This window comes from Lysinibacillus sp. AR18-8, from assembly GCF_001705465.1.
GTDB lineage: Bacteria > Bacillota > Bacilli > Bacillales_A > Planococcaceae > Lysinibacillus > Lysinibacillus capsici.
On record NZ_MDGU01000023.1, the window covers coordinates 19,332 to 35,218 of the forward strand.

Below are 15,887 nucleotides of genomic sequence, written 5' to 3' on the forward strand. Positions count from 1 at the left end.
AATTATTCAAATAGGAGAAAGGTGGTTTGAAATATGAAAATCCGTAAGATTGACCATGTGGGGATAATCGTCAATGATCTTCCTGCAGCGAAAGCATTTTTTCTTGACTTTGGCCTTGAGGTGTTAGGGGAAGGAAAAGTGGAGGGTGAATGGGTGAAGAGGATGGAGCGGGTAATAGGGCTTCAAGATATAAAAGAGGACGTTGCAAAATTGCGAACGTTAGATAGTGACGCAAATATAGAAATAGTAATGCTGCGAACGCCAGACGGTGAGACGAATATTGAACTAGTAAAATTTAACGCGCCATCAAATGAAATAGGTATCCAGCATCCTTTAGCAAATACTTTGGGTATCCAGCATATTGCCTTCAATGTTGAAGATATTGAAGCCCTCGTTAACAAATTGACAAAGAAGGGCGCAGAACTTATTAGTGACATTTATAGTTATGAAAACGCCTATAAACTATGCTACGTTCGTGGGCCAGAAGGAATTATTTTAGAGCTCGCTGAAGAAATCAAATAGAATAGTAATCAACAGCTTGTTAATATGAAAAGAAACCACTGAAATGGTTTCTTTTTTTTCTATAGGGAGCTAATACTTATGCTTACATTTCACCATTTTCTCTCTTGAGATTCTAAATTGATCATATAGTCGAAGTAGAATAAACCCTAAAATGAATAATTCTTCACTAAAAAAAACCAAAAGGCTTTCATAATCTTGATTATTGACATTTATCCAAATAAATTATTGCGTTTTTTTCATTGTTTCGCCCTTTCATAAAATCTATAATAACTCTGTAAATGATAATCATTTTCAATTAAAGGTAAATCTGAAAGGGGCAACAAATATGAAGCAGTATATTGGAAAGCGAATTATACTATGGGGGAGTTTCCTCCTGTTGCTAATGATATTAGCGGCATGTAGTTCTAATGGCAACACATCTGATGCGCAGAAAAAGGAAAACGAGAAAATAACTCAATCTGATGTGAAAGCAGAGGAAAGTGAGTCAACTGTTCAATATACAACGATTACAGGTGAACAGGTTGAAATACCTGCAAATCCAAAACGAGTCGTTTATATTGGTCAGACAATTGGTGATTTCTTGGCGATGGATATTCCGGTTGTTGGTAATAATCTTCCTAAAGATTCTCCTAGTTACTATGAAGGCAAACTTGAAGGGATCGTTGATATTGGTAATCCTGCTGACTTAGAGACGATTTTGACTTTAAAACCTGATTTGATTATTAATGGCTATTACAAGGCGGATCCAAATCTTAATGAAGAATTGTCAAAAATCGCTACTACGATTCCCTTTAATCCTGCTCTTCCTTATACAGAACGAGTAAAAGAGATGGGGAATATCCTAGATAAGCAGGAAGAAGTAGCTCAATTGCTTGCTAAGTTTGAAACAGAGTCTAAAGAAATGTTTGACAAGTTTCAATTAACAGAAGGGGAAACCGCAACAGTTTTCTATCAGCTAGGAAAGACGCTTTATGTTATGGGTGATCGTAGCCTAGGTGCTATTATTTATGGGAAAAATGGCTTTGCTGTCCCACCAGCAGTACAAAAGAATATTATTGATGTAGAAGGGGTATCTTTCCTAGAGGTTTCAGAAGAGGTGCTTCCTGAGTTTGCTGGTGATCATTTGTTTGTAATTGTACAAGAGGATAGTGAAAGTGAAGCAGAAGCTGATCAGCTGCTACAAAGCCCGATATGGGGAACTTTGCCTGCTGTCAAAAAGGGAAAAGTTTATGTTGTTCCTAATGAATGGAATACAGATAATTTATTAGCTTTGAAGCAATTGTTCCAAAAGCTACCAGAGTGGATGCGCAAACAGTAAAAATTGTATCCGTCCAATCAATTTTTAAACCGCTAGTATTCTAAATAGCACATACTCGAACAATCGTTGATAGTGGGTCATTATATGTTACAATTATGATAATGAGAATCATTTTCAATGTTTGGAGAGTTGCTTATGAATCTGACATCCTTATATATTAGACTACAACACTATGATCGATTTCAAGTTGATCGAATAATGTCAGCTACTAGCCATAATGAGGGAATAAATAATCATGAAACAAATTTATGCACATTATTGATAGCACTCAGTCCTGCCATACGACTGTATGTAGACAAAATGGCAATCGATCTACGACAAGGAAGCTGCACGCTCATTTTACCTATACAAAGCTACACGGTAGAGTCAAGTAACAAAGAGGCACAGCTTGCTCGCTTTACCTTTGAAATCTTTGAAGTAGAAGGAATGACTTTGAACCGAATTGCTCATCCACCCCTGCTTCATGGTTATCCCTATCATCTGCTGTTTTCTCAAGTCAAGCAGGTATTAGGAAATGAAGCATCGAACAATAATCAATTTTGTTCCTCTCTATCCGCATTAGAAATGGCCATGTTACAAGGTAGACTTCAGCAAATACTAGCTATGATGGTTCAGTTAGATGAACAAGCTAACCAGTTACAGCACGAAGAAAAGACAAAATTGGTTCAACAAACTGTACAGTACATAGAACAGCACTATGATGAGGACTTGACAGTTGAACAATTAGCTAACATGGCTGGAATGGTAAGATGGCAATATAGTCAAAAGTTTAAAATATTGACCGGTAAAAAGCCGACGGATTATTTGACTCATGTACGTATAAACCAGGCAAAAAAAATTCTAAGAAATTCAACTGAGCCATTGAGAAAAATAGCTCGACAAATTGGGTTTAAGGATGAATATTATTTTAGTCGATGCTTTCATAAATTAACCGGAAACACCCCACGTGAATATGCAAACATTCAACTTCATACTCCAGAAAGAACAGTTATCGATTCATTTGGTAGAAAGATTCATGTTCCTAAAGATGCAACACGTATTGTGACTGATGGCAAATTTACACTTGGGGAATTACTTGTTCTAGGCATACCTCCTATAGGGGCGGCCATCTCAATCATGAAAGATAACGTGGTTTATCACAATAAATTAAGGAACATTCATAGTATTGGGCATTGGGTAGATCCGGATAAAATCGCACAGCTGCAGCCAGAGTTATTATTGCTTAGCTATTTTCATCCTGAACATGATTTGCAGAAACTAGATGCGATTGCTCCTACTATTATACTGAATAGCAAGTTTAGTCTATTTGAGCGGTTACGATATATCGCTAAACTATTTGAACGGAGTAAAGCGGCAGAGAAGTGGATTTCTACATATGAGAACAAAGTAAGATTGGTACGTAGGCAATTAGCAGATGTTTATGTTGCTGGGGAGACGGCTACTGTTTATCTCAAGTTAGATACTAAATATTATGTTATGTGTCAGACCGGATTGGCTGCAAGCTTGTATGAATCTCTTGGCTTTCGTCCTATTCCTAAGGTAATGCAGCTAATCGAGCAAGGGCGAGCATGGATAGAAATTCAGCAGCATCAAATAAACCACTATGCTGGAGAGCGTAATTTTATTTTGGCTTCCCCCCAAGAATTACTAACGATTACTCATTGCCCACAAATCGCCACGTTAATTGAGCTAGCTCCTGGTAAGACTCATTTCATAGATTTTATATGGAATCATTGTGATCCCATTACACGTGAACGGTTATTAGAGGTTCTACCGTCTATTTTTAAGAAGAAAGTTATTCGATAATTAAAAAGTAAAACTCGATCCATTAATTGGATTGAGTTTTTGCCATTAATCGTATAATTGCTCACAAATAAATTTAAAAAATATCCTGATATAAAAATCTTTTAAAGGCTGTATGAAATTTCTGGTATAATTACATATATCTATGTTTATTTTAAGGAGTGATTTTATGAAAAAGCTATTTATAATAACTAGTTACTTAGGGTTTTTTATAGTAGGAGGTTTGACTTTTACCTACTTTTCAACAACGGAAGCAGCAAGTGACATGAAAAAGATTAGCGTGTTTCAGGATCCAATTAATTATTATGTAGATAAGGTTGAGAAAGTACCGCCAGAAGGTCAATCTGGATTTAATTATCAAGGCACGATATATGTCCCAATGCGATTTATTGCTGAATCTTTAGGTGAAAAAGTAACATGGGATGGGAAAACAAAATCCGTTTATATTGGGGATGTTCCAAAATTCATCGCTTTAAAAGATGTAAAACCTATTGGAAGTGATGAAGACCACTTCTTCCACAATCCAAGCTCTGTCATTATTAGTACAGGTGAAAAATTTGAGCGATCCTATCAGCTTGGTGGTTATCATGGGGGAGGCGCAGTTCAAGACCATATAGTGGAATACTTAGCCAATGGAAATTACAAGGGATTCGAAACCTATTTGGCACCAATTAAAAAATTAGCAGCTAATTCCTTCGGTATAGGTTTCTTGAAAATTTACGCAGATGGGAAATTAGTTTATGATAGTGGAGCAATCAAAGATAAGGTAAAGGTTCATGTTAATTTAGATGGAGTTTCAAAAGTGAAGTTTGAACTTGAAGGCAGTGGTTTAGGTATATTAGATCCTAAATTTATTCAATAAACCTTCTCTACTAATAAACGAAAAAGACGATGACATAATAATTTGTCATCGTCTTATTAAATTTGACCTCTTCATAACTATTTCAAAATAGAGAAATGTCAATACATATTTGTCAATATTTACACTTTTACTTATAAAATAGTTGGATAGTATATGGTATAATTTCATACGATACTTATACATAAAATAGGAAAAGGGAGAGAAAAGAATTTGATGAAAAAGATGATGAAACGAACGAGTGCAGCGTTGCTTGGTGCCTCATTAATGCTGACGACAGTTGTCCCTGTGATTCATGCTGAAGAGCAAACAAAACCCCTAGTACCGTCGATAAGCGAATGGGCAATAGAAACATTAAATGAGGGCGAAAAATACGGGATTTACTCAACTGAATGGTACTTCGATGGTTTTCTTCAGGAAATTCCAGTGGACAAAGTAAATGAACTACTAGCTTTAACAGAAAAGAAGGTTGCCTCTCTAGGCTTAGCTGAAAATAAACAATACAAACCAGTAAGTGTGAAAAACAATAATACACGTGGTGATATTGTCAATCGCTTGTATAATATTGTAGCACGGTATGATTTACCTGTTGGTACAGATGCTGTTCAATTTATGAAAGAGCAAAATATATTACAAGGCTCTCCCAATGGACTTCAGTTAGAGAAAAAGGCAACCACTCAACAGGCTGTTTTGCTAGCTGTTCGTTTCATTCAGAGTACATATGCACTTGCAGAGCAAGGCTCTAAAGGGGTGGCCTGGGTAGTAGAGGACGAGGATACGCTTATCTACTTATTAGGCTCTATTCATTTAGGAACACCAGACTTATATCCATTCGATAAAAAATTAGTAACGGCATTTGATGAATCTGATGCACTGCTAGTAGAGGCGAATATCTTGGATACGGAAGCACTTGAATACTATTCAGAGAAAGCAATGTATACAGATGGCTCAACATTGAAAGATGCTGTTGCACCAGAAACATATGCGAAGCTTGAACAAGTGGCAAAGCTTTATGATCTGCCAATGGACCAGCTAACAGTTCAAAAGCCGTGGATGCTTTCGAGTGCATTATCGATGCTAGCTATGGACGATTCCTTTGGTATGACACCTCAAGAGATGGCTATGCACGGTATCGATGTCTACTTTTTATTAAATGCACAGTTGCAGCAAAAGCCAGTGATTGAATTAGAAGGTACAAGAGCACAGGTTGATATGTTTGAAGGATTATCACCAGAGGCACAGGAGCAGTCATTAGTCGCTGTACTGGATAGTATCATTCATCCAGCGGAAGAAAATCAATCTGAAGTACTTCAAGAGTGGTTTACAAGCTGGAAGCAAGGAAATGTTGAAGAGTTTGCAAAAAGCTTCCAAGCAATGGAAGGTACATCATCTGAATTTAATGAAATGCTATTTGGTCTACGTGATGAACAAATGGCCAAGAAAATCATGAATGTACTGGAAGAAAAAGAAGGTAAGTATTTTGTTGTTGTTGGTTCAGGTCACTTCCTAATCGATAAAAATATTCGCTATCATTTAGAGAAAAACGGCTACAAGGTAAAGCCATTTTATCAATAAAATAGATTCCCCTCGTAAAAGGATAGATTATTTTCTGTCTTTTACGAGGTTTTTTTATGCATGTAAGACAATAATGGTCATATGACCCTAACAATCTAAATAATCGGATTATTGTTGCAACGTAAAAAAAATCGTGTTAGTATTAGTAAAACGTTTTACTAAAACGTTTTACTTGTGAAGGGGATGAACATATTGAGAAATAAACGAATTGCAACGATTGGGGATGCAATGGTCGTTTTTAATCCATCTAAGACAGGTCCTCTACGTTTCGTTCCTTCCTTTGAGCGAGCTGTGGGTGGTGCAGAATTAAATTTTGCGATAGGTGTTACGCGTTTAGATATGGAAGCAAAATGGATTAGTTGTATTGGAGACGATGAATTTGGCAAATTAATTTATAACTTTGCGCGTGGTGAAGGGATTGATGTATCACATGTCTTACGAACACCACATATTCCAACTTCTATCTACTTTAAGGAGATTCGGGAAGACGGTGCAGGTAAATCGTTTTACTACCGCAACCCATCACCTTTACTTGAGCTGACAGAAGATCGTATAGATGAGTCAGTACTGGATGATGTGGACCTATTACATATTAGCGGCGTGTATTTAGCAGTATGTGAACATAACATTGAAGTTGCATTGAAATTAATTGCTTTAGCACAGGCGAAAAATATTCCAATATCTTTTGATCCAAATTTACGTTTAAAACTATGGACTATAGAAGATGCCCGAGCGGTATACGAAAAAGTGTATCCATCTATCAATCTTCTGTTAACAGGACAGGATGAATTTGAGCTTTTATTTGAAGGGCGTACAGTTAAAGACGTTCAAGAGAGTTATAAAATAGATGAAATTATTGTGAAAAAAGGTGAACAAGGCGCCACCGTTTATACAACCACTGAACAGTACGATCGAGAAGCATTTTCCATTCGTGCCATTGATACAGTTGGAGCAGGGGATGCATTTGATGCTGCCTATGTCTATAGCTATTTAAATGGTGATGATATCGTAGAACGCCTCCGTTTAGCTAATGGTGCAGGTGCATTGGTAGCAACAATTAAAGGAGATAATGAAGGGCTTCCATCCCTGCAAGAATTAAGGCAATTTATTGGTGATGAAAAACTAATTGAGCGTTAGGAGTTGTCAGGAATGCAAAAAATCGAAATTTTGAAAGCGTTGTCAGATGCGAAAATTGTAGCTGTTATTCGTGGGAATTCACCTGAAGAAGCGACGGAAATTTCAAAAGGTGCTATCTCAGGTGGTATTCGAGCAATTGAAATAACGTATACAACGCCTTTTGTTGAAGAAACTTTTAAAGCATTACGCAATAGCGATGCAATAATTGGAGCTGGCACAGTATTGGATGTTGAAACTGCACGCCACGCGATTTTAAACGGTGCTAAATTTGTTGTTAGTCCAAGCTACAACGCTGCAATTGCAAGGCTTTGCAATCGCTATAGCATTCCATATTTACCAGGCTGTATGACCATTACAGAAATGGTGACAGCACTTGAAGGTGGAAGTGACATTATTAAACTATTCCCGGGAAATCAATTTGAACCAAACTTTATTAAAGCCGTTAAAGGGCCTCTACCACATATCACAATTATGCCTACAGGTGGTGTTGGTTTGGCTAATATGAATGAATGGTTAGAAGCAGGCGCGGTTGCAGTGGGGATTGGAAGTGATTTAAATAAAGCATTTGTAAAAGATGGCTATGCAGGTGTAGTGGAACGTGCCAAAGCATATATCGAAAATCTATCAAACTAGGAGGTAATGACGTATGAATATGACATTTAGATGGTATGGTCGTGGCAATGATACAGTGAAATTAGAAGATGTGAAGCAAATACCAAATGTAAAAGGTATTGTTTGGGCACTCCATCACCTACCAGCAGGAGAGGTGTGGACTAAAGAGGCTATTCAAGATGAAGTTGACTATATTCAATCGTTCGGATTCCATACAGATGTCGTGGAAAGTGTCAATGTCCATGAAGATATTAAATTAGGATTGTCAACACGTGATCAATATATAGAAAACTATAAACAATCTATTCGCAACCTTGGTGAAGTGGGTGTCAAAGTTATTTGCTATAACTTCATGCCCGTATTTGATTGGACACGTACAGATTTATTCCATCCATTAGAAGATGGCTCAACGGCTCTCTATTTTGATAAGGAAAAGGTCATGAACTTAGATCCACAAGAACTAGTGAATGAAGTAAGCGCTTCTTCAGATTTAACCCTTCCAGGATGGGAACCAGAACGATTAGCTCGACTCTCAGATTTATTTGAACAGTACAAAGAAGTAGATGAAGCCAAACTTTGGGACAACTTAGCTTACTTTTTACAAGCCATTTTACCAGTTGCGGAAGAGGTAGGTATTCAAATGGCAATTCATCCAGATGATCCACCATATACCATCTTTGGCTTACCTCGCATTATTACAGGAGCAGAAAGCTATGAAAAATTAATTAAAATCTCTGATTCCATGGCAAATGGCTTTACGTTCTGCTCAGGTTCAATGGGAGCAGACCCACAAAATGATATGGTAGCCATCGCTGAAAAATATGCATATCGTGCTCCGTTTGCTCATATCCGCAATGTCAAGATTATGGAAAATGGTAGTTTCTTTGAAACATCGCATTTTACATCGGATGGCTCAATCGATATTAAAAATATTGTCCGTGCATTAAATGACCAAAACTATGAAGGTTATGTACGTCCAGATCATGGTCGTCATATTTGGGGAGAACAATGTCGTCCAGGCTACGGCTTATATGATCGAGCACTTGGCATTATGTATTTAAATGGACTTTGGGATGCTTATGAAAATCTGAAGAAATAGGTGACATGTATGAAAGCACTACAAGTAATCAAACCTTTTGAAATGGCTTTAATTGACGTAGCAGAACCAGTAATAACAAAGTCAACAGATGTCCTTGTTCAAACAGAATATGTTGGTATTTGTGGCTCAGACATGCATATTTATCATGGTTCGAATCCATTAGCGACATTGCCTCGTGTACCTGGGCATGAAGTTGCTGGCCGAGTGTTAGAGGTTGGTCAAGACGTACAAGGTTTAAAAGCTGGTGACAAGGTTGTTGTCGAACCAATTCGTTATTGTGGTGAGTGCTATGCTTGCCGTAAAGGACAACCAAATGTCTGCGAACAACTTTCTGTTTTTGGTGTTCATGAAGATGGAGGCATGCGTGAGCGTTTTGTTGTAGCTGAAAAGCAATTGCATAAAGTAGCAGACCACACCTCTTTAGAAGAGGCAGTCTTAATTGAACCTTATACAATTGGCGCGCAGGCAGTATATCGTGGTGAATTACAGGCTGGTGAAACACTATTGATTCAAGGGGCCGGACCGATTGGCATTTGTATTTTAAAGATGGCTAAATTAATAGATGCACGCGTGATGATTTCTGATCTGGATCCAGCAAAGCTCTCATTTGCAAAAGAACTTGGTGCAGATGTAGTTGTTAATGTAAACGAGCAAGATTTATTAGAGGCTGTTAACCAATGGACAGATGGAGTAGGTGTCAATGTATCTATTGATGCAGTTTGTATTCCACTAACATTTAAGCAATCTATCGATGCTGTTTCAGTTGCTGGGAGAGTAGTAGTCCTTAGCTTTGGAGAGGAAGCCATTGAGCTTGCCCCACTACCAATTACGAAAAAGGAATTATCGATAAAAGGCTCACGTTTACAAACATTCCAATTTGAAAATGTAGTGAAGCTTGTTGATGCTGGAAAACTACAGCATCAAGGTTTAATTACACATACTTTCTCATTACATGAAGCAAAAGAAGCATTTGAATATATAGAAAAAAACCAAAATGAAGTACGTAAAGTTATTTTAAAAGTAGGTGAGTAAGGTGCATGAAGCATTGCAAAATAAAGTGGCTGTTGTAACGGGTGGTAGTGGTGTTCTTTGCTCAGAGATGGCAATGGAATTGGCTAGGCAAGGTATGCGAGTTGCTATTTTAAATCGTACAGCGCAAAAAGGAGAAGCAGTCGTCCGATCGATTACAGAAAATGGCGGAGAAGCAATTAATTTTTCTGTGGATGTTTTAAACAAAGAGTCGTTAATAGCAGCGAGACAAGCAATTTTACAGCAATATGGTCAAATTGATGTACTGATTAATGGAGCGGGCGGCAATCATCCAGATGCCATTACGGCTGATGAAGTATATAAAGAACAATCGACTACACCAAATTTCTTTGAATTAACACCAAGTGGTTTTGAAAGCGTATTCTCGAATAATTTTACAGGAACATTTTTGGCTGCCCAAGTTTTTAGTGAAGCATTGCTGAGAACGAAGGGCACAATTATTAATATTTCATCCATGAGCTCCTATGCCCCTATGACAAAAGTGCCTGCATATAGCGCGGCAAAGGCAGCGATTAATAACTTTACGCAATGGATGGCGGTGCATTTTGCAGAAGCAGGTTTACGTGTTAATGCCATTGCACCTGGATTTTTTATTACCGAACAAAACCGTAATTTATTGCTAACAGAAGATGGTTCATTAACTGCACGTTCAGAAAAAATCATTGCAGCTACACCACAAAAGCGTTTTGGAAAACCACAAGATTTATTAGGAACTTTATTATTTTTAGCTGATGATACATACTCAGCATTTGTCACTGGCGTAACAATTCCTGTTGATGGTGGATTTATGGCTTATTCAGGCGTTTAACAAAGGGGATTTATTTCAAATTTAGGGGTGAATGATATGAAACAACAAGGTATTTTTGGAGACGGCAAAACGGTTGTAATTGTCATGCTATTTTTAGCGGGTGTCATTAACTATTTAGATCGTTCAGCACTATCAATTGCAGCACCATTTATTCAAGAAGATATTCATCTAACGTCAACCCAATTAGGGATTATCTTTAGTAGCTTCTCTGTTGGGTATGCCATTTTTAACTTCTTAGGTGGAATGGCTTCCGATAAATTTGGTGCCAAGTTAACGCTATTTGTAGCAATGATTGTATGGTCTTTATTTAGTGGAGCAATGGTTTTAGTCGTTGGGTTCGCATCGTTGATTATTGTTCGTATTGTATTTGGTATGGCGGAAGGGCCATTGTCATCAACCATAAATAAAATGGTGAATAACTGGTTTCCTGCGGATAAACGTGCCTCTGTAGTAGGGCTAGCCAATAGTGGTACGCCACTTGGTGGTGCAATCGCAGGTCCAATCGTTGGTTATATTGCATTAGCATATGGATGGAAATATTCATTTATTGCGATCATGATCCTTGGATTTATTTGGGCAATCGTATGGTTTAAAGTGGTGAAAGAAAAGCCAAACAAAGAAGACAGTGTAGAATCAATGGCAAACTTAGAGATTGCAGCAGAAGATATCAATCATAGTCGTGGTCTATCTTATTATTTAAAACAACCAACAGTATTATTTACTGCTTTTTCGTTCTTTGCCTATAACTATATCCTATTCTTTTTCTTAACTTGGTTCCCAAGCTATCTAGTAGAAGCTCGTGGAATGGCTGTAAAAGATATGAGTATTGTAACGGTTATTCCGTGGATTTTAGGATTCCTAGGTTTAGCATTGAGTGGAATTGTCTCAGATTTCATTTACAAACGCTTTATGCGTAAGGGAGTTTTATTCTCTCGTAAAGTCGTTCTAGTGACATGTTTATTCTTAGCAGCTGTATCGATTGGCTGTGCAGGTATTGTAACAACAACAGTTAGTGCTGTTGCGCTTGTTGCTACCTCTGTTTTCTTCTTATATTTAACAGGGGCTATTTACTGGGCAATCATTAATGATGTGGTGGAATCTAAGTATGTTGGATCTGTTGGCGGCTTTATGCACTTCCTTGCAAACACAGCTGGTATTATTGGGCCAACTTTAACAGGTTTCCTAGTAGACAGAACAGGAACATTCTCCGCAGCTTTCCTACTTGCAGGTGGCTTAGCGGTCATCGCTTCATTAGCAGTTATTAAATTTGTTACACCAATTGTTCATAAAGAATTAGCTTAAAAATAGAAAGGATGGATTCAAATGAACAATCAATCAGTTATTAAAATTCATCCGATGGACAATGTTGCCATAGCCTTGAGTGATCTTCCTCAAGGCTTTTTACTTCCATTGGATGGAAAGGAAATAACGTTACAGCAACAAGTACTACGTGGGCATAAGATCGCCATCAAGACTCTTTCTAAAGATGCACACATCACGAAATATGGTTTTTCAATTGGTCATGCGACAGAAGAAATCCTAGCAGGTAGCTGGGTTCATTCCCATAACATGAAAACCAATTTATCGGGTGAATTAAGCTATGAATTTAATCCAAAAACACATACCGTAGCCGAGTCTCGTCATGCACAGCGCACGTTCAAGGGGTATCGTAGAAAAGATGGTCAGGCTGGTGTACGAAATGAAATTTGGATTATTAATACGGTTGGATGTATTAACAAAGTAGCTGAAAACTTGGCGAAGTTAGGCAACCAATTATTGAAGGCTGACAATTTTGATGGTGTACAGCATTTCGCTCATCCATATGGTTGCTCACAACTTGGTGATGATTTAACGTATACACAAAAAATCTTAGCTAATTTAATTCATCACCCTAATGCAGGGGCAGTCATTGTATTAGGGCTAGGATGTGAGAACAATTATATTGAGCTCTTTAAGAAAACAATTGGTCATTATGATGAACAACGCGTTTCCTTTTTAAATGTTCAAGAATCAGCAGATGAAATGGAAGAGGGTCAACAACTGCTTGAAAAAGCCTTTGACTATGTGACGACATTTGACAGACAAACATTACCTATTTCAGAACTGAAAATTGGTTTGAAATGTGGTGGTAGTGATGGTTTCTCTGGCATTACCGCTAATCCGATGATTGGTGTATTTTCTGACCAGTTGATCTCAGCTGGAGGTGCAACGGTGTTAACGGAAGTTCCAGAGATGTTTGGTGCTGAACAAATTTTAATGGAACGTGCAAAAGATGCCTCTGTTTTTGAGGATATTGTGCATTTAGTAAATGACTTTAAACAGTATTTTATGAAATATAATCAACCTGTCTATGAAAATCCCTCTCCAGGAAATAAAGCGGGTGGAATAACAACATTGGAAGAAAAATCACTTGGCTGTATACAAAAAGGGGGTTTTCAAGAGGTAAAAGAAGTGCTTGATTATGGCGAACGTATGACAACAAAGGGGCTACATTTACTAAACGGTCCAGGAAATGATCTTGTTTCAACAACAGCACTGGCCTCAACAGGCTGCCAAATCGTCCTTTTCTCAACTGGTAGGGGAACACCCTTTGGAGGACCTACACCAACAGTCAAAATTTCAACAAACACACCACTTTATGAACGAAAAAAAAATTGGATTGACTTTAACGCAGGGCAGTTAGTGGATGGGAAGCCAATGGATGTATTAGTCGATGAATTTATGGATTATATAGTAGCGCTAGCTTCAGGTGAAGTGCAAACGAATAATGAGAAATATGGATTCAAAGAAATCGCCATTTTTAAAGATGGCGTGACGATGTAGGAGATAAATGACATGAAACATCCTATTAAAATTATGCAAATAGGTGATGGGAATTTTATCAGAGGCTTTTTTGACCTAGCAGTTGAAAAACTACAAGTCCCTTGCAGTATTGTTTCTGTCGCAGCAACAGCAAGAGGAAAAACAGTTAAACTGCTAGAAGAACAACAGCTGCAATTCACTGTGATGGAACGTGGGCTAAAAAACGGTGAGGTCGTAGAAGAAGAAACCACTGTTAAGATTATTCAAGATACTATTCTTCCATATGAGAACTGGCCTACATTTTTACAATACGCACAGTCTGAGACATTAGAAATGATTGTGTCTAATACAACAGAGGCAGGGATTTATTATGAAAATATTCCTTATCCTACGGCTTGTCCAACAAGCTATGCAGCAAAGTTAACCGTCTTTCTAGAACAATATTACAAACATTTTCAAGGTGAAAAACAAGTGGCAATTGTGCCTTTGGAATTAATAGAACAGAATGGCTCTACATTAAAAACAATTTGTCTACAGCATGCTAAAGACTGGAAGTTGCCTACAGCATTTAATGATTGGCTTGCTACGTTAACTTTTTGTAATACACTTGTAGACCGTATTGTAACAGGTTATCCACAGGATTATCAGGGGGAGGATGCCCTTTACACAGTTTGTGAACCGTATTTCTTATTTATAATTGACCAAAAAGAGCCATTTAAACATTGGCCAACAAGTCATGATTTCCCTTTTGTCTTTGATGATTTAGACATGTATCGAAAACGCAAAGTTGCCATTTTAAATGGTAGTCATATTTTGCTTTCAGCATTCGGCAAGATTTTTAACTATAAAACTGTAAGAGAGGCATTTTCACATGCAGGTGTTCGAGCCTTTATTGAAAAAGTAACAAACGATTTTACCCAACGCTTCCAAGTGGATGAGCACTATCAGCAAGATGTCTTTGAACGTTTTTTAAACCCATTTATTGAGCATCAGCTATATGATATTCAATTAAATGAGTTATCCAAGTGGCAAACACGTATTGCCCCTTACGCTGAAACAGAAATATACTATCAAGCTTTAGCAATAGGGATATATGCAATGAATCCAACACGCTTTTCCGTGCGTGAATCTGATCAAATTATTGAAAAACTGACTGAAATCCATAACTATTTTGAACAAGGTCAGTCAGAGCCAATGCAACAATTTATCGAACAAAATTTCCAGTGTGATGCAGTAGAGGTTATTCAGCAATTATCTACAATTACTAGTTTATTGGAGGCAATAGCATGCGACAATTAATCATTAATGAACCGTTTCAAATGGTGGAACGTGAAGTAGACAAGCCTAGTATTGAAGGAAGTCATGATGTTTTATTAAAAATCACGCATATTGGTGTATGTGGAACAGACACACATGCTTTTGCAGGTGAACAACCATTCTTTAGTTATCCACGAGTGTTAGGCCACGAACTAGCTGCTATCGTGGAAGAAGTCGGTGAAGCAGTTAAGGACATCCAAGTAGGAGATCGTGCAACAGTTATTCCATACATCCATTGTGGAGAGTGTGTTGCATGTCGTCGAGGTCAAACAAACTGCTGTAAATTTTTGAAAGTATTAGGTGTACATATGGATGGTGGTATGGGCGAATATATCGTAGTTGATGACAGTATTGTAATTACTGATAATGCTGTGTCAGGTGACCAATTAGCCATTGTGGAACCATTAGCTATTGGTGCCCATGCAGTACGTCGTTCGGAACTAACAGAAAATGATACAGTACTTGTTATCGGTGCAGGGCCAATTGGATTAGGAGCAGCACGTTTTGCTAAGTTACGCGGTGCAAAAACAGTATTAATGGATTTGAACGAAGAACGTTTAAAAGAAGGACAGGCATGGTCGGAAGCGGATGGTGTGATTGTTGGTAGCCATGACATAATGGCGCAGTTACATGAAAAATTTAATGGTGAACTTCCTACAGTTGTCTTTGATGCAACAGGCAATCAACAATCAATGGAATCCTCATTTCAATACGTAGAAAATAGTGGCACATTAGTGTTTATTGGTTTAATGAAGAAAACCATTACATTTAATGATCCTGAATTTCATTCAAAGGAATTAACATTGAAGAGCAGCCGTAATGCTACGTTAGAAGATTTTGAGACGGTTATGAACTACATGCAGTCAGGAGCTATAAAGAAAGGCTATGTTACGAAGCATATTGCATTCGATGAAGCTATTTCTTACTTTGAGGCAAAACAATACAACACAAATAAAGCACAAATCTATTTTAAATAATGGGGAGG

Annotated in this window: 14 protein-coding genes; all 14 read left to right on the forward strand. The window is 37.7% G+C overall.

Annotation, left to right across the window (positions count from 1 at the left end):
- Nucleotides 1–33 precede the first annotated feature (33 nt).
- The 14 genes from BFM98_RS16335 (at nt 34) to BFM98_RS16400 (ending at nt 15,879) form a co-directional block, all read left to right on the forward strand.
- Nucleotides 34–522 (forward strand): VOC family protein, encoded by a 489-nt coding sequence (locus tag BFM98_RS16335; RefSeq protein WP_066037917.1) that lies wholly within the window; start codon nt 34–36, stop codon nt 520–522.
- Nucleotides 523–847: 325 nt separating this feature from the next.
- The gene (locus tag BFM98_RS16340; protein ID WP_066037918.1) at nt 848–1,840 is read left to right on the forward strand and encodes an ABC transporter substrate-binding protein; all 993 of its coding nucleotides are present in this window, start codon (nt 848–850) and stop codon (nt 1,838–1,840) included.
- Nucleotides 1,841–1,975: 135 nt separating this feature from the next.
- Nucleotides 1,976–3,646 carry a helix-turn-helix domain-containing protein gene (locus tag BFM98_RS16345; protein WP_066037919.1) on the forward strand — a complete coding sequence of 557 codons (1,671 nt, stop codon included), beginning with the start codon at nt 1,976–1,978 and terminating at the stop codon, nt 3,644–3,646.
- 166 nt (nt 3,647–3,812) lie between these two features.
- A complete protein-coding gene (locus BFM98_RS16350) occupies nt 3,813–4,505 on the forward strand; it encodes a stalk domain-containing protein (RefSeq protein ID WP_066037920.1) in 693 nt (230 codons plus the stop codon).
- Between the two features lie 222 nt (nt 4,506–4,727).
- Nucleotides 4,728–6,077: a TraB/GumN family protein gene (locus BFM98_RS16355; RefSeq protein ID WP_254660048.1), complete on the forward strand. Its 1,350-nt coding sequence runs from the start codon at nt 4,728–4,730 to the stop codon at nt 6,075–6,077.
- A gap of 183 nt (nt 6,078–6,260) precedes the next feature.
- A complete protein-coding gene (locus BFM98_RS16360; RefSeq protein ID WP_066037921.1) occupies nt 6,261–7,214 on the forward strand; it encodes a sugar kinase in 954 nt (317 codons plus the stop codon).
- A 12-nt stretch (nt 7,215–7,226) separates the two neighbouring features.
- Entirely contained in the window at nt 7,227–7,847 is a 621-nt protein-coding gene (locus BFM98_RS16365) for a bifunctional 2-keto-4-hydroxyglutarate aldolase/2-keto-3-deoxy-6-phosphogluconate aldolase (RefSeq protein WP_066037922.1), read from the forward strand.
- A 13-nt stretch (nt 7,848–7,860) separates the two neighbouring features.
- Nucleotides 7,861–8,925, forward strand: coding sequence for a mannonate dehydratase (gene uxuA, locus BFM98_RS16370; protein ID WP_048393954.1), 1,065 nt, complete (start codon nt 7,861–7,863; stop codon nt 8,923–8,925).
- A 9-nt stretch (nt 8,926–8,934) separates the two neighbouring features.
- Nucleotides 8,935–9,957 carry a zinc-binding alcohol dehydrogenase family protein gene (locus BFM98_RS16375; RefSeq protein ID WP_048393955.1) on the forward strand — a complete coding sequence of 341 codons (1,023 nt, stop codon included), beginning with the start codon at nt 8,935–8,937 and terminating at the stop codon, nt 9,955–9,957.
- Complete coding sequence (locus BFM98_RS16380) at nt 9,950–10,783, forward strand: SDR family oxidoreductase (RefSeq protein ID WP_066037923.1); 834 nt, start codon at nt 9,950–9,952, stop codon at nt 10,781–10,783. Before BFM98_RS16375 ends, BFM98_RS16380 begins: the two co-directional genes overlap by 8 nt.
- 36 nt (nt 10,784–10,819) lie before the next feature.
- Nucleotides 10,820–12,085: an MFS transporter gene (locus BFM98_RS16385; protein ID WP_048393958.1), complete on the forward strand. Its 1,266-nt coding sequence runs from the start codon at nt 10,820–10,822 to the stop codon at nt 12,083–12,085.
- A gap of 21 nt (nt 12,086–12,106) precedes the next feature.
- Nucleotides 12,107–13,606, forward strand: coding sequence for a UxaA family hydrolase (locus BFM98_RS16390; protein WP_066037924.1), 1,500 nt, complete (start codon nt 12,107–12,109; stop codon nt 13,604–13,606).
- Nucleotides 13,607–13,618: 12 nt separating this feature from the next.
- On the forward strand, nt 13,619–14,884 hold the full coding sequence (locus tag BFM98_RS16395) for a mannitol dehydrogenase family protein (protein WP_066037925.1): 1,266 nt from the start codon (nt 13,619–13,621) through the stop codon (nt 14,882–14,884).
- Nucleotides 14,872–15,879, forward strand: coding sequence for a zinc-binding alcohol dehydrogenase family protein (locus BFM98_RS16400; protein ID WP_066037926.1), 1,008 nt, complete (start codon nt 14,872–14,874; stop codon nt 15,877–15,879). Before BFM98_RS16395 ends, BFM98_RS16400 begins: the two co-directional genes overlap by 13 nt.
- Nucleotides 15,880–15,887: the final 8 nt, after the last annotated feature.

Excerpts from the sequence above, each read along its gene's own strand:
- BFM98_RS16335 (WP_066037917.1), top strand. The coding sequence starts at position 34 with ATGAAAATCCGTAAGATTGACCATGTGGGGATAATCGTCAATGATCTT.
- BFM98_RS16340 (WP_066037918.1), top strand. The coding sequence starts at position 848 with ATGAAGCAGTATATTGGAAAGCGAATTATACTATGGGGGAGTTTCCTC.
- BFM98_RS16345 (WP_066037919.1), top strand. The coding sequence starts at position 1,976 with ATGAATCTGACATCCTTATATATTAGACTACAACACTATGATCGATTT.
- BFM98_RS16350 (WP_066037920.1), top strand. The coding sequence starts at position 3,813 with ATGAAAAAGCTATTTATAATAACTAGTTACTTAGGGTTTTTTATAGTA.
- BFM98_RS16355 (WP_254660048.1), top strand. The coding sequence starts at position 4,728 with ATGATGAAACGAACGAGTGCAGCGTTGCTTGGTGCCTCATTAATGCTG.
- BFM98_RS16360 (WP_066037921.1), top strand. The coding sequence starts at position 6,261 with ATGAACATATTGAGAAATAAACGAATTGCAACGATTGGGGATGCAATG.
- BFM98_RS16365 (WP_066037922.1), top strand. The coding sequence starts at position 7,227 with ATGCAAAAAATCGAAATTTTGAAAGCGTTGTCAGATGCGAAAATTGTA.
- uxuA (WP_048393954.1), top strand. The coding sequence starts at position 7,861 with ATGAATATGACATTTAGATGGTATGGTCGTGGCAATGATACAGTGAAA.
- BFM98_RS16375 (WP_048393955.1), top strand. The coding sequence starts at position 8,935 with ATGAAAGCACTACAAGTAATCAAACCTTTTGAAATGGCTTTAATTGAC.
- BFM98_RS16385 (WP_048393958.1), top strand. The coding sequence starts at position 10,820 with ATGAAACAACAAGGTATTTTTGGAGACGGCAAAACGGTTGTAATTGTC.
- BFM98_RS16390 (WP_066037924.1), top strand. The coding sequence starts at position 12,107 with ATGAACAATCAATCAGTTATTAAAATTCATCCGATGGACAATGTTGCC.
- BFM98_RS16395 (WP_066037925.1), top strand. The coding sequence starts at position 13,619 with ATGAAACATCCTATTAAAATTATGCAAATAGGTGATGGGAATTTTATC.
- BFM98_RS16400 (WP_066037926.1), top strand. The coding sequence starts at position 14,872 with ATGCGACAATTAATCATTAATGAACCGTTTCAAATGGTGGAACGTGAA.